General features: G+C 63.9%; 14 protein-coding genes and 1 pseudogene. All 15 read right to left on the bottom strand.

The genetic code is table 11. The annotated features are described in order from the left end of the window. Positions 1-282, bottom strand: a 282-nt coding sequence (locus TX78_RS11865) for a GTPase (RefSeq protein WP_044496510.1), incomplete at its 3' end; no start/stop codon positions are given. Then, positions 283-984 (bottom strand): (d)CMP kinase, encoded by a 702-nt coding sequence (gene cmk, locus TX78_RS11860; protein ID WP_233722263.1) that lies wholly within the window; start codon positions 982-984, stop codon positions 283-285. Then, the gene (locus TX78_RS11855) at positions 981-2,123 is read right to left on the bottom strand and encodes a prephenate dehydrogenase (RefSeq protein WP_044496508.1); all 1,143 of its coding nucleotides are present in this window, start codon (positions 2,121-2,123) and stop codon (positions 981-983) included. Before TX78_RS11855 ends, cmk begins: the two co-directional genes overlap by 4 nt. Further along, a complete protein-coding gene (locus tag TX78_RS11850) occupies positions 2,120-3,061 on the bottom strand; it encodes a pseudouridine synthase (protein WP_049897901.1) in 942 nt (313 codons plus the stop codon). Before TX78_RS11850 ends, TX78_RS11855 begins: the two co-directional genes overlap by 4 nt. An 11-nt stretch (positions 3,062-3,072) precedes the next feature. Continuing rightward, a complete protein-coding gene (gene scpB, locus TX78_RS11845; RefSeq protein WP_044496507.1) occupies positions 3,073-3,696 on the bottom strand; it encodes an SMC-Scp complex subunit ScpB in 624 nt (207 codons plus the stop codon). Then, the gene (locus TX78_RS11840) at positions 3,680-4,543 is read right to left on the bottom strand and encodes a segregation and condensation protein A (RefSeq protein WP_044496505.1); all 864 of its coding nucleotides are present in this window, start codon (positions 4,541-4,543) and stop codon (positions 3,680-3,682) included. Before TX78_RS11840 ends, scpB begins: the two co-directional genes overlap by 17 nt. A 2-nt stretch (positions 4,544-4,545) precedes the next feature. Beyond that, entirely contained in the window at positions 4,546-5,433 is an 888-nt protein-coding gene (locus TX78_RS11835) for a ParA family protein (protein WP_044496504.1), read from the bottom strand. A 10-nt stretch (positions 5,434-5,443) separates the two neighbouring features. After that, positions 5,444-6,397, bottom strand: coding sequence for a site-specific tyrosine recombinase XerD (gene xerD, locus TX78_RS11830; RefSeq protein WP_044496502.1), 954 nt, complete (start codon positions 6,395-6,397; stop codon positions 5,444-5,446). Then, positions 6,394-8,076: a CTP synthase gene (locus tag TX78_RS11825; protein WP_044496501.1), complete on the bottom strand. Its 1,683-nt coding sequence runs from the start codon at positions 8,074-8,076 to the stop codon at positions 6,394-6,396. Before TX78_RS11825 ends, xerD begins: the two co-directional genes overlap by 4 nt. A 21-nt stretch (positions 8,077-8,097) precedes the next feature. Then, complete coding sequence (recN, locus tag TX78_RS11820; RefSeq protein WP_044496500.1) at positions 8,098-9,828, bottom strand: DNA repair protein RecN; 1,731 nt, start codon at positions 9,826-9,828, stop codon at positions 8,098-8,100. Further along, positions 9,821-10,843, bottom strand: coding sequence for an NAD kinase (locus TX78_RS11815; RefSeq protein ID WP_069956284.1), 1,023 nt, complete (start codon positions 10,841-10,843; stop codon positions 9,821-9,823). Before TX78_RS11815 ends, recN begins: the two co-directional genes overlap by 8 nt. Positions 10,844-10,860: 17 nt before the next feature. Beyond that, complete coding sequence (locus TX78_RS11810) at positions 10,861-11,712, bottom strand: TlyA family RNA methyltransferase (RefSeq protein WP_044496499.1); 852 nt, start codon at positions 11,710-11,712, stop codon at positions 10,861-10,863. A gap of 15 nt (positions 11,713-11,727) precedes the next feature. Further along, positions 11,728-11,919 carry a hypothetical protein gene (locus TX78_RS11805; protein ID WP_044496498.1) on the bottom strand — a complete coding sequence of 64 codons (192 nt, stop codon included), beginning with the start codon at positions 11,917-11,919 and terminating at the stop codon, positions 11,728-11,730. Beyond that, positions 11,916-12,728 (bottom strand): HAD-IIA family hydrolase, encoded by an 813-nt coding sequence (locus TX78_RS11800; RefSeq protein ID WP_044496497.1) that lies wholly within the window; start codon positions 12,726-12,728, stop codon positions 11,916-11,918. The genes TX78_RS11805 and TX78_RS11800 overlap by 4 nt, the downstream gene beginning before the upstream one ends. Then, positions 12,725-12,962 (bottom strand): annotated as a pseudogene (locus tag TX78_RS11795) (hypothetical protein); the annotation flags it as partial. The pseudogene TX78_RS11795 and the gene TX78_RS11800, both read right to left, overlap by 4 nt.

Genomic DNA, 12,962 nt, shown 5'->3' with positions numbered 1-12,962 from the left:
GGCTTCCCGGGAACGGATGATGCGGTTGACCAGGGTGGACTTACCCACATTGGGGCGTCCCACAATGGCCAGCACCGGGGGCGCGGGCACATAGGGGATGTAGTCGCCGTCGTCGTCCTGATGCTGCAGGAGGTAGGCGTCCTCCTCGTCCAGCTCATAGTCTTCGAGCCCGGCGCGCAGCGCCGCTGCGCGGGCCTCGGCCTCATCCTCGGTGATGGCGGCGAGCCGCTCGGCCAGCCGGTCCTCATCACCGGTGGGCGTGTATTCCTCTTCGTCTGCCATCTACAGTGCTTTCTGCTTAGTGTCGGACTGCTGTACGGCCGCAATACGGCTCAGCAGCGAGTCCACGGTCTCCTGGAAGCTCAGATCTGAGGAGTCCAGAACGGCCACGCCGTCGGCGGCCTCGGTAAAGTTCGATGCCGCGGAGTCTTTTTTATCCCGCTCCAGCACCTGACGCTGCAGGGCTTCGACGGACTGTGCCGCCCCGGATTCTGACTCCAGCTGCAGACCACGACGGCGCAGCCGGGCCTCGGCGGAGGCAGTCAGCAGCACCCGGACCTGGGCGTCGGGAGCCACTACCGTGGTGATATCGCGGCCTTCGGCCACAATGAACCCGGATTCATCAATGATGCGGCGCTGGGCGTTGATCAGCAGCTGGCGAGCCTTGCGGTTGGTCGCGACCTCGCTGACCGCCTCGGAAATACGGGGCTCGCGAATGGCTTCTGTGACGTCGGTCTGACCGATGGTGATCACCTGGTGCTGTGGGTCGGTGGAGATTTTCAGCGGCAGTTCCTCCACGGCGAAGGCAACAGCGTCCTCGTTGTCCAGATCCACCTGCTGGTCCAGGCAGTACCAGGTAGCGGCCCGGTACATGGCACCAGTGTCCAGGTAGTCGGCGCCCAGCTGGGTCGCTGCAGCCCGGCATACGCTGGACTTCCCGGAGCCGGAGGGCCCGTCCACCGCAATGATCAGTCTGTCCTTCACGAAAGCACCACTTTCCATCCGATATTCGTCAGCGCCTGGGCCAGTTCTTCGCGCTTGCCCGGAAGCACGGACACCTCCACCATACCTACCTGGTGGCCTGCAGAATGCTCCATGCGCAGGTCTTCGACGTTGACCCCGATGTCTGCGATGTCATTGAGCACCGCAGCGATCTGGCCGGGCTTGTCATCAACGATCACCGTGACCACGGCGAAGGACTGCGGTGGGGCGCCATGTTTACCGGGCACTCGGGCCACACCGGCGTTGCCCTCGGCAATCAGCTGAGCAATATCAGCCTGTCCGCCAGGGGCGGTGGGGGCCTCCAAGGTGGTGATCAGGCGCTGGATGTCCTCGCGCAGCCCGTAGAGAATCTCCACCACCGGCTGCGCATTGGCTGAGAGGATCTGCACCCACAGATTCGGGTCGCTGGCGGCGATGCGGGTGACATCACGCAGGCCATTTCCAGAGAGCGCCAGAGCATCTGCTGGGGCGTCCTGGAGGCGGGAAGCCACCAGCGAGGCCGCCACCTGCGGCAGATGTGAGATCAGCGCCACGGAGTCATCGTGGGTGGAAGGGTCCATGCGGTGGACACTGGCCCCGAGCGTGCGGGCCAGCTGGACGGCGTCGGCGACTGCAGTTTCCGCCGAAAGTTGCTCGCCGGTGCTCAGATCAACTGCCGGGCACACCACCCAGGGCATGGAGGTGAACAGTTCGCCACGGGCGGCAACCGGACCGGATTTCTCCCGGCCGGCCATCGGGTGGGTGCCCACATAGCGGCTGAGGTCGGTGCGGGTCAGTGCCGTCTCAGCATCAGCTGCCATCTCCAGCAGCCGTGCCAGGATCCCAATTTTCACCGAGGCAATATCGACGACGACGGCCTCCGGGTAGCGGACCAGCGCGTTGGCGACTTCGACGGCCACAGCCTCAGGTGGGGCGGCCACGATCACCAGCCCTGGGAGGTCCTCGCCTGCGTCACCGAGACGGATGCCGGCGCCGATGTCCTGGGCGATGGCTTCCGCCGTGGGGGAGGGATCTGAGAGCAGCACGGTGTACTGGGCAGCACGCAGTCCCAGTCCGATGCTGGTACCGAGCAGACCTGTGCCGCGGATCAGGATGGGGGCGGTGACAGGAGCGACCATCATGAGCGCTCCCCCGCTGTGCCCGATGCCAGATCTCTTAAGTGACCGATCTCCTGCGGGCCCAGCGGGCGCAGAGTACCCTGTGGCTGATCACCGATGGCGATGCGGCCGATGCCGGTGCGCACCAGGCGCTGGACGGGATGGCCGACCGCCTCGAACATGCGGCGCACAATCCGGTTGCGCCCGGAGTGCAGGGTCACCTCCACCATGGTGCGCCGGCCGGCTGAGCCCAAAATCCGACAGGTGTCAGCGGCAATAGGCCCGTCCTCCAGCTCAATGCCGCGCTCAAGCTGCTTGGCGGTCTGCTTGGACACGCTGCCGGCAGCCTCCACCAGATAGGTCTTGGGCACCTCATAGGAAGGGTGGCTGAGCCGGTTGGCCAGCTCGCCGTCGTTGCTCAGCAGCAACAGACCCTCGGTGTCATAGTCCAAACGGCCCACGTGGAAGAGCCTGGCCCGACGCTGCTCGGAGTTGAGGAAGTCGTCAATGCTGCGACGACCCTCTGGGTCGCTCATGGTGGACATCACCTTCGCCGGCTTATTGAACATCACGTACTGGTGCTCAACATCGAGGTTGACCTGCACGCCGTCGACGTGGATGGTCACCTGCTGCGGGTCCACCCGTACACCGGGTTCGACGACGACCTTGCCATCCACGCTGACCCGCCCCTCGGCGATAAGGTCTTCGCAGACCCGGCGCGAGGCCACTCCGGCTTGGGCCAGGACCTTCTGCAGGCGCACGCCATCAGGGATGTGCACTGCCTCGAAGTTGGCCTCAGCCTCGTCCTGGCGGGGCTTGGAGCGCTGCGGTTGGGAGACGATCAGCCGTTCCGGATGCTCGCCTGCAAACGGTCCGCCGCGCTGCCCCGGGTTCGGGGTGCGAGCGGCCCGCGCTGCCCGCGGCGCCGGCTTGTTCTGACGGCGCTTTCCCGAAGATGTCATGGTAGAGAATTCTAGCGGTCCCCGGCCTCATCAACCTCATCGAGGTCTTCGACCCCGGGCAGGTGAGGAGACAGCCGAGGCAGGTCCGCTATGGAGTCCAGACCCAGCCGCTCCAGGAATTCCGCTGTGGTGGTGTAGAGGGTGGCACCGGTCACGGGGTCTGTGCCCGCGGTGTCCAACAGTCCGCGCTGGACCAGGGTGCGCACGACGCCGTCCACGTTGACACCGCGGATGGCTGCCACCGCCGAGCGGGAGACCGGCTGTCGGTAGGCCACTACCGCCAGGGTCTCCAGAGCTGCCTGGGAGAGCCGCGAGGTCTGACCTCCCAGCACAAAGGCTGATACCTGTTCCGCGTAGCGCAGGCGCGAGTAGAAGCGCCAGCCACCGGCAACTTCGCGCAGCTCATACCCGCGCTGTCTGGCTGGGCGGGCTTCTTCCGGAGTCCCGGGGATGGGCGTGCCGTCGGCATCGGCTTTGAGCTCATCCAGCAGCGCGACGACTTGGTGCTCAGGCAGGTTCACCGCGACGGCCAGTTCTGCCGGGGTGACAGGCTCCTCGGTCACCATCAGCACAGCCTCGAGCGCTGCGAGGGCTTCTTCATGGCTGAGCTGCTCGGGTTCAGGTGTCGCTGTCATCCGGTTCTTCCTCTTGATCGTCCTGATCCCATTCGGCAGCTGCGCGGGAAGCTGAGCTGGCGGCGTCGTCGTCGGTTCCTGACCAGCGCACCAGCAACTCGCCTAACGGGATCGCCTGGTCAAATTCCACCTGCCGGTCCCGGTACAGCTCTAACAGGCCCAAGAAACGCACGACGACGACCAGCCGGTTATCGGCCCCGGCGACCAGCTCCGTGAAAGTGGACTCCCCGGCAGCCCGCAGCTGCTGGGTCATCAGCGCCATCTCTTCACGGACATTGACCGCGTGGGCGTGCAGATGCTCCAGCTTGACATGGTCTGGTTCGAGCTCTTTCCGCGAGAAGGCGCGTTCGGCCAGGGCCTTGATATCTGCAGCGGTGGTGTTCCACACCAGCTCCGGCAGCAGACCGGCTAAATCAGGATGCACCCCTGGGCGGCGCGGGAAGCGGCCTGCGTTTTCGGAAACTGCTGTATTGAGCTGCTCGGCGATCTGCTTGAACGCCCGGTACTGCAGCAGCCGCGCAAAGAGCAGGTCACGAGCTTCCAGCGCCGCAATATCCTCTTCTGACTCCACCTGCGCCCCGGGCAGCAGCTGAGCGATCTTCAGGTCCAGCAAGGTCGCCGCCACAAAGACAAAATTGGAGGACTCATCCAGAGCCTTCTGCGCGTCCAGGGTGCGCACATAAGCGATGAACTCGTCGGTGACCTCAGCCAAGGCGACCTTGGTGACGTCCATTTTGCGTTTGGCGATGAGGCCTAACAGCAGGTCAAAGGGCCCATCGAAGCCCTGCAGGCTAACGGTGAAGCCAGCATGGCTCTCGACCTCAGCCTCAGGCTGCCCCAGAGACATGATCAGGCAGAGGCCCCGCGCAGGATCAGCTCACGGGCCAGCTGGCGGTAAGCTTTGGCGCCCTCATGTTTGGTGGCGTAATTGGTGATGGGCTCCGCGGCCACTGTAGCGTCGGGGAACTTCACCGATCGCTTGATGACGGTTTCGAAGACTTTGTCGCCGAAGGCTTCCACGATCCGTTGGATGACTTCCTTGGCGTGGGTGGTCCGCAGATCGACCATGGTGACCAGTACGCCGTCGACTTCCAGGTCAGGGTTGATGCGGTCCTGGACCTTCTCGATGGTCTCCTTCAGCAGCGCCACGGCACGCAGTGCGAAGAACTCCGCCACCAGCGGAATGATCACACCATGGGCAGCTGTCAGAGCGTTGACGGTGAGCAGCCCGAGGGAGGGCTGGCAGTCAATGAGAATGACGTCGTAGTCATCGCGCACCTGACGCAGCGCCCGCTCCAGCACCTGCTCGCGACCGACCTCGGTGACCAACTGAACTTCAGCAGCGGAGAGGTCGATATTCGCCGGCAGCAGGTCCACTCCGGGCACATGGGTGCGGATCAGCGCGTCATGGACCGAGACGCTGCGATCCATCAGCACGTTGTAGACGGTGGTGTCCAGATCATGGGGAGCAGCCCCGAATCCAGCAGAAAGTGCGCCCTGCGGGTCAAAGTCCACCATCAACACGCGGCGGCCGTAGCCGGCCAGTGCCGCACCTAGATTGATGGCGCTGGTGGTCTTTCCCACCCCGCCTTTCTGGTTGACCATGGCGATGATCCGTGCGGGGCCGTGCGAGTCCAGCGGCAGAGGTTCGGGGAACTCATGCTTGGGCCGCCCGGTGGGACCGATGATCGCGTCACCATGGATGGTGAAGAGCTCGGTGGGCTGCTGGTCAGTCATGCTCCATACCTTACAAGGCACGCGGATGAGCCGAGACGTATGTCTCTTGCAGCGCTTGAGGTGTGACCTTCGTATAGATCTGAGTGGTAGTGACCGAGGCGTGGCCCAGCAGTTCCTGAACGGTGCGGATATCGGCTCCGCCTTCCAACAGGTGGGTGGCGCAGGAGTGGCGCAGCGTATGCGGGGAGACCTCGGCGGTGATGCCGGCGTCGGCGGCGGTCTTCTGCAGCACCGTCCATGCCGACTGGCGCGAGAGCCGACCGCCGAGTTTGTTGAGGAACAGCGCCGGGGAGCTTTTCTTCGCGTGCTGGGCCAGTGCAGGCCTGCCAGCGGTCAGATAATTGGCGACGGCGCGCTGGGCGTAGCTGCCCAGCGGCACCATTCGCTGCTTATCTCCTTTGCCGGTGACTCGCAGCAGCACCAGCGAGTCGGTGGCATCGGTGACGGCGTGGATGTCATCCACATCCAGGGAGATGGCCTCGCTGATGCGGGCTCCGGAAGCGTAGAGCAGCTCCAGCAGCGCCCGGTCCCGCAGCCCGAAGGCGGTGGCAGTATTGGGGGTCTCCAGCAGCCGGGTGATTTCTTCCACGGTGAGTGCTTTGGGCAGTGTCTCAGCCTGCTTGGGCGCACTGACATGAGCCGCCGGATCATGGGTGGTCAGCCCCTCCATAGCCCAATACTTATGGGCCCCGCGTACCGAGGCGAGTACCCGGGCGGCCGAGCGTTCGGAGAGCGCGGTGCCGCCGTCGTCGCCGGTCCGAACCGCTTGGAGGAACTCGGCGATATGCCCAGCATCTACCTGGACAACCGCGGTGATTCCGCGGCTGTCCAGGTAGGCGATGTAACGGCGCAGGTCCCGCTGGTAGGAGTTCAGGGTGTTCTGCGCGGAGCCCCGCTCAATACGCAGGTGGCTGAGGTAGTTGGTGACCTCCACCCACAGCGGTGACTCCAGAGTCTGGCTCACCGGGCCTCTTGACGCTCCAGACCTGCTTTGACCAGACCGGCGAAGAGCGGATGCGGGTTGGTGGGCCGCGATTTCAGCTCCGGGTGGGCCTGAGTGGAGACGTAGTAGGGGTGAACGTCCTTGGGCAGTTCGACGAACTCCACGAGCTTGCCATCGGGGCTGGTGCCGGAGAAGACCAGACCAGCTTCGGAGAGCTGCTCGCGGTAGGCGTTGTTGACCTCGTAGCGGTGGCGGTGGCGCTCGGAGATCTCGGTGGAGCCGTAGGTGTCGGCTACCACTGAACCTTCAAGGAGTTTCGCATCATAGGCACCCAGTCGCATGGTGCCGCCGAGGTCTCCCTCGCCAGAGACGATGTCCTTCTGCTCGGCCATAGTGGCGATCACCGGGAACTTGGTCTCGGGGTCAAACTCGGTGGAGTTGGCCTCGGTCATGCCCAGCACGTTACGGGCGTATTCCATGACCATGGTCTGCAGACCCAGGCACAGGCCCAGGGCCGGGATGCCGTTCTCGCGGGCATAGCGCAGCGCCCCGATTTTGCCATCGAGGCCGCGCACGCCGAAGCCGCCTGGCACACAGATAGCGTCCACTCCGGCCAGCGCTTCGGCTGCGCCTTCCTCGGAAGAGCACAGGTCCGAGGCGACCCAGCGGATCTTGGTCTTCGCGTTGTGAGCGAAGCCGCCAGCGCGCAGGGCTTCGGTGACCGAGAGGTAGGCATCGGGCAGGTCGATGTACTTGCCCACCAGGGCGATCTCCACCTCGTGATCAGGGTGATGGACCACGTTGAGCAGACGGTTCCACTTCGACCAGTCGACGTCCTTGAACTTCAGGTCCAGGGCCTGGACCACATAGGCGTCGATAGCCTGCCTGTGCAGGATGCGCGGGATGTCGTAGATGCTGGGGGCATCGGCGCAGTTGATCACTGCGTCTTCAGCCACATCGCACATCCGGGAGATTTTGCCGCGGATATCCTGGGGCAGCTCACGGTCAGAGCGCAGCACAATGCCATCTGGCTGGATGCCGATGGAGCGCAGCGCCGCCACGGAGTGCTGGGTGGGCTTGGTCTTCAGTTCCTGGCTGGGGCCGATGTAGGGCACCAGGGAGACATGCAGGAAGAAGACGTTCTCCCGGCCGATGTCCTGCCGGACCTGACGTGCGGCTTCCAGGAAGGGCTGGGACTCGATATCGCCGACGGTGCCGCCGATTTCGGTGATGATGATGTCCGGGACTTTACCGTCGGCACCAGGTTCGGCTGGAAGCCGCATCCGACGTTTGATCTCATCGGTGATATGCGGAATGACCTGCACGGTGTCGCCGAGATAATCACCGCGGCGTTCCTTCTCGATGACGCTGGAGTAGACCTGGCCGGTGGTCACATTGTTGAGACCGTCGAGGTTTTCATCGAGGAAACGCTCGTAGTGGCCGATGTCCAGGTCTGTTTCGGCGCCGTCTTCAGTGACGAAGACTTCACCGTGCTGGAAGGGGTTCATTGTGCCCGGATCCACGTTCAGATAGGGATCGAGCTTCTGCATCACCACGGAGAGTCCGCGAGCCCGGAGCAGATGCCCCAGCGAGGATGCGGTCAGGCCCTTGCCGAGCGAGGAGACCACACCACCGGTGACAAAGATCTGTCGGGTTGTGAAAGGGCTGTTAGGATTCCGGGAACTATTGCGCTGCACCACGGAATTCTAGCCTATCACCCTTCAGGAATCCGAGGATGCAGTCTCCAGCAGCTCCTGGGCATGGGCGCGGGCTGAGGCGGAGTCCTCCTGACCGGCCAACATACGGGCCAACTCCCCCACCCGCTCCTGGTCAGAGAGCGCACGCACATCAGAACTGGTGAACCCGCCGTCGTCGGCGTTCTGCTCCGAGGTCTTATAGACCCGGATGTGACGATCAGCATAGGCGGCGACCTGCGGCAGGTGGGTCACCACGATCACCTGGGCGTGCTTGGCCAGCATGGCCAGACGCTTACCGATCTGCACGGCCGCTTTGCCGCCCACCCCGGCGTCGACCTCATCGAAGATGAACGTGCCCGCGGCATCCTGCTCCGCCAGCACAACTTCCAGAGCCAACATGACGCGGGAGAGTTCACCGCCGGAGGCGCCCTTGCCCAGCGGAAGCGGCGCGGCTCCAGCATGCGGGGCCAGCAGCAGACTCACGACGTCGGCGCCGTGGCGGGTCAGCTCGGCCGTTTCCTCCACTTGGACCACCAGTCGGGCGTGCGGCATGGCCAGTGCAGCGAGTTCACGGCCAACCGCCTGGCCCAGCCGCTCCCCCGCCTCCTGGCGCTGCCTGCGCAGGTCAGCAGCTTGCTCCCAGAGCTGTGCCTCAAGACGCTGGACTTCTTCGGTGAGTTCTTCGATCCGGTCCGTATCGCTCTGCAGGGTCATCAGGCGCTGCCGCGATTCTGCAGCCCAGCTGATGACCGATTCGATATCCGGGCCGTAGAGCCTGAGCAGCCGGTCGATCTCGGAGCGCCGCTGGTGGACCTCGGCGAGCCGTTCCGGACCTGATTCATCCAAGCCAGCAGCGTAGAGACCCAACTGGGAGGCGGCATCGGTCAGCAGGGTGGAGACTTCACTGATCTGGGCAGCGATCTGCTGAAGTTCATCATCCTGATCAGTCACCGGTGTCAGCGCTGCCGAAGCGGCCTCGACCAGCTCCACGGCATTGGCGGCGGTGTCCACCGCTTCGGCGGCATCAGCTCCAGCCAAGGCGGTCTGGGCAGTCCGCGCAGCTTCGCGAAGCCCTTCGACGTTCTCCAGCTTCAGCGCCTCGGCTTTGAGCTGTTCATCCTCCCCGGGCTGGGGATCCACTGCATCGATAGCTTCCAGAGCTAGCTGCAACTGCTCTTCTTCGCGCCGACGCTCGCGCTCATTGGCGGTGATGTCTTCAAGTTCAGCGGCTTTCTGCTGGTACTGGGCGAAGCTGCTGCGGTACTGGGCGAGATCTTCAAGGAACTCTTGGCCGGCATAGCGGTCCAAGGCATGCCGCTGAGCGCTGGCTGATTTCAGGCGCAGCTGGTCGCTCTGCCCGTGGACGGTGACCAGCTGGGCACCGATCTCCCCCAGCACGCTGACCGGCACGGCCCGTCCAGACACACTGGCCCTGCTGCGCCCTTTGGCGCTTAGGCCGCGGCCAAGCAGCAGCGGTTCGGCGTCGTCGTCCTCCAGGAGCGCACCCGCTTCAGCTGCCCGTTGACGCGCCGGGTGGCCTGCTGGGACATCAAGTTCAGCATCCACCGCGGCTTTCTCTGCCCCTGCACGCACTGCGCTGGCTTCGGCACGGGATCCCAGCAGCAGTCCGAAGGCGGTCACCACCATGGTCTTACCGGCACCGGTTTCGCCGGTGACCACGTTGAAGCCCGGGTGCAGGTCCAGTTCGGCGCGTTCGATGACGCCGAGGTCAGTAATGGTGACATGTTCAATCATTGCTGGCCGTCCTGTACTGCTGAGGAGGATTCAGTCGCGCTGCTTCCTGTTCCATGGACTCCGAGGGTTTCATCTCCACCGAGCCCCTTCTGTCCTGGTCCCCCTTCTCCAGCGGGCCGCGCCATCCAGTAGTAGGCAGGTTGAATTTATCCACTAATCGCTGAGAGAAAGGGGTCTGATGGACGCGAGCAAGCAGCACCGGGGTATCAGACCGAGTGACTTCCACCCGTGACCCCGGCGGCAGTGTCATCATCCGCCGACCGTCGCACCACAGGACACCTTCCTCCTCATCCCGCTGCAGGACTTCAACGGCCATGATGGAATCCGGGTCCACCACCAGTGGCCGAGCGAAGAGGGCATGGGCCGAGATAGGTACCATCACCAGTGCCTGCACCTCCGGCCATACCACGGGCCCTCCGGCGGAGAAGGCGTAGGCGGTGGAACCGGTGGGAGTAGCCATGACCACTCCATCACAGCCGAAGGTGGAGACCGGGGCGCCGTCGATTTCAATGACCAGTTCCACCATGCGTTCTCGCACGGCCTTCTCAATGCTCGCTTCATTCAGCGCCCAGCTGGAGCCGATGTGCTGCTGGGCGTGCCAGACCTGCACGTCAAGTGCCATGCGTTGTTCGACGGTGTAGTTCTGCTCCACCACCCACTGCACGGATTCATCCAGCTGGGTCCGCTCGGATTCGGCAAGGAACCCCACGTGGCCAAGGTTGACGCCCATCAGTGGCAGTTCCGCACTGCGGACCAGATCAGCTGCTCGCAGGATGGAGCCGTCCCCTCCTAGGACCATCCCCACCTCGCACCGGCTGGTGGGCACTTCTCGTTCTGCCACTGCCACCGGGATCTTCTCGAATGCTGCTCCCACACTGGTTTTCAGGTCTGCGATATCGCGTTCGAGCATGACCGGGCGCAGACCTGCCTGGTGCAGTTTCGCTGCGACGGTGACAGCGGCGTCGACGGCGTCGCGGCGTCCAGTGTGCGCCAGGATGAGCACCTCACGGGTCATGTACGCCTCCTAAGCGATCAGCTTTGCGGATCTGTGACTGCGCTGCCGGCCGGGGCCGGATCGTGAAAGTCGATTTCGCTCAGCCTATCGTCCGTGCCGGTGACTGCGGTGCGGTCCTCCACAGCGCCTCCCGCAGCGGGTTTGCGTAGGTGCAGGAAGAACTCGGCGTTGCCGTCCTGGCCGGCCAGTGATGAGCGTGCCGCTCCCTGCAGGCTTAGCCCTGCTTGCTCAGCAGCAACGACGACGCCGGAGACCGCCTCCTGGCGGAGCTGCGGGCTGGTGACAACGCCGGTGCGCCCGAGTCGGTCTTTGCCTATTTCGAACTGCGGCTTCACCATCAGCACCAGGTCAGCCCCTGGCGCGGCTTGTCCGGCGAGCGGACCCACAATCAGTTTCAGCGAGATGAAGGAGAGGTCAGCCACAATGAGCTGAAACGGCTCCCCGAGATCCCCGGGCTCCACGTATCGAAGGTTCAAACCTTCGATATTGCGCACGCGGGCGTCCTGCCGCAGCACAGGAGCTAATTGATCATGCCCCACGTCCGCGGCGACCACTTCTTCGGCGCCGCGAGTCAGCAGCACCTGGGTGAATCCGCCGGTGGAGGCGCCAGCATCTAGGCAGCGCCGACCCTCAACGCGCACGTCTGGGAACGCCTCCAGGGCTCCCAGCAGCTTATGGGCGGCACGGCTGACCCAGGGATCCTGGTGAGTGACCGTCAGCTGCTGTGCGTCACTGACAGAGGCGGAGGCCTTGGTGACGACGACGCCGTCGACTTTCACGTGCCCTTGGCTGATGAGTGCCCCGGCGCGGGTACGGCTGGAAGCTAATCCGAGCTCAACGAGAGCCTTGTCGAGTCGCTGTTTGCTCATGACCTCGTCACGCCGTCACTGTGCGGTCTCGTGCAGGCGTTCGGTGAGGCTGCGGTGCAGTTCTTCGGCCGAACGAATCTCATCCTCAAGCTGTTCCAGGGTGAGTCCGGACTCCGCGTCCTCAGGGCTAGTGGTCTCCGACGGGTTCTTCTCGAACTGGTTCTCACCATGCGGCTCAGCCGTGGGACCTTCGCTGGTGGTGTTCACTGGAGTCCCCTGTGCTCAGCGTTGAAGAGGTCTTCGAGGGTACGCAGAATCCAGTTCGGCTGCATCGTGTGCTCTGCGTGAACAGCGTCTTCTGCGCTGTTGACACCGGTGAGCACTAAGGCGGTGCTGAATCCTGCGCGATTTCCACCCAGAATATCGGTATCCAGTCGGTCCCCTACGACCAGCGGATTTCGCAGTCCGAGCGTTTGTGCCGCCTGGAGGAACATTGTCGGCTCCGGCTTACCTGCTGCTTGCGGAGACTGGCCGGTTGCGTAGGAGACAGCCTGCACCAGTGCCCCATTTCCGGGGGCTATGCCCCGGTCTCGCGGAACGGAATAGTCCAGATTCGTGGCGAACCACGCTGCGCCGTTATTCACGGCATAGGCAGCTTCGGCAAGATCAGCCCAGCCCAGAGTCGGCTCGAAACCTTGGATGACGGCATCAGGGTTCTCAGCAGCACTGGGCACTGTCTCGAACCCAGCAGCCTCTACCAGTGACGCCAGATAAGCACTGCCGGTCACCAGTACGCGCGCGCCTGCAGAAATCTGCTCGGCCATCAGGGCAACACCTGCTGGCGCTGACCCAATAACCTGCGCTGGGCTGGCGGGTATGCCAAGTTCGCTCAAATGCGATGCGACGGACTCAGCTGAGCGCGAGGCATTATTGGTGACAAAACCGTGTGGTGTTCCTTGGGCTGTGAGAGACGCGACGGCTTCCGGGGCACCGGGCACCGCAGATGGGCCTGCGTAGAGAACGCCATCGAGGTCGAAGAGGACACCGTCATGCTGTTGGACCAGCGGCTGAGTCATCGCTGGCTCCGTCCGCGCCTCTCATCCGATCCACGACGGTTCTGGCCTCTGCCGAAAAGCTCTTTGACTTTCGGCAGCTCGTCGGCAGCGTCCTCCTCATCAAAGTCCAAAATCTCAGGATCCTCGAAGAGACCGGTGCCCAACGCGCGTTCGGCCACAGCAATCTGCGCATGCCAACGCTTGGCTTCTTCGTCTCGTCCCAAAAGTTCGAGCACATCGGCGTAGGCGGCGTAA

Source organism: Nesterenkonia massiliensis, from assembly GCF_000455245.1.
In the GTDB taxonomy this organism is placed as follows: domain Bacteria; phylum Actinomycetota; class Actinomycetes; order Actinomycetales; family Micrococcaceae; genus Nesterenkonia; species Nesterenkonia rhizosphaerae.
This window is presented reverse-complemented; position numbering and strand designations above follow the sequence as displayed.

Excerpts from the sequence above, each read along its gene's own strand:
- TX78_RS11810 (WP_044496499.1), bottom strand. The coding sequence starts at position 11,712 with ATGAGCAAACAGCGACTCGACAAGGCTCTCGTTGAGCTCGGATTAGCT.
- TX78_RS11800 (WP_044496497.1), bottom strand. The coding sequence starts at position 12,728 with ATGACTCAGCCGCTGGTCCAACAGCATGACGGTGTCCTCTTCGACCTC.
- TX78_RS11840 (WP_044496505.1), bottom strand. The coding sequence starts at position 4,543 with ATGTCTCTGGGGCAGCCTGAGGCTGAGGTCGAGAGCCATGCTGGCTTC.
- recN (WP_044496500.1), bottom strand. The coding sequence starts at position 9,828 with ATGATTGAACATGTCACCATTACTGACCTCGGCGTCATCGAACGCGCC.
- scpB (WP_044496507.1), bottom strand. The coding sequence starts at position 3,696 with ATGACAGCGACACCTGAACCCGAGCAGCTCAGCCATGAAGAAGCCCTC.
- TX78_RS11815 (WP_069956284.1), bottom strand. The coding sequence starts at position 10,843 with ATGACCCGTGAGGTGCTCATCCTGGCGCACACTGGACGCCGCGACGCC.
- TX78_RS11855 (WP_044496508.1), bottom strand. The coding sequence starts at position 2,123 with ATGATGGTCGCTCCTGTCACCGCCCCCATCCTGATCCGCGGCACAGGT.
- TX78_RS11835 (WP_044496504.1), bottom strand. The coding sequence starts at position 5,433 with ATGACTGACCAGCAGCCCACCGAGCTCTTCACCATCCATGGTGACGCG.
- TX78_RS11850 (WP_049897901.1), bottom strand. The coding sequence starts at position 3,061 with ATGACATCTTCGGGAAAGCGCCGTCAGAACAAGCCGGCGCCGCGGGCA.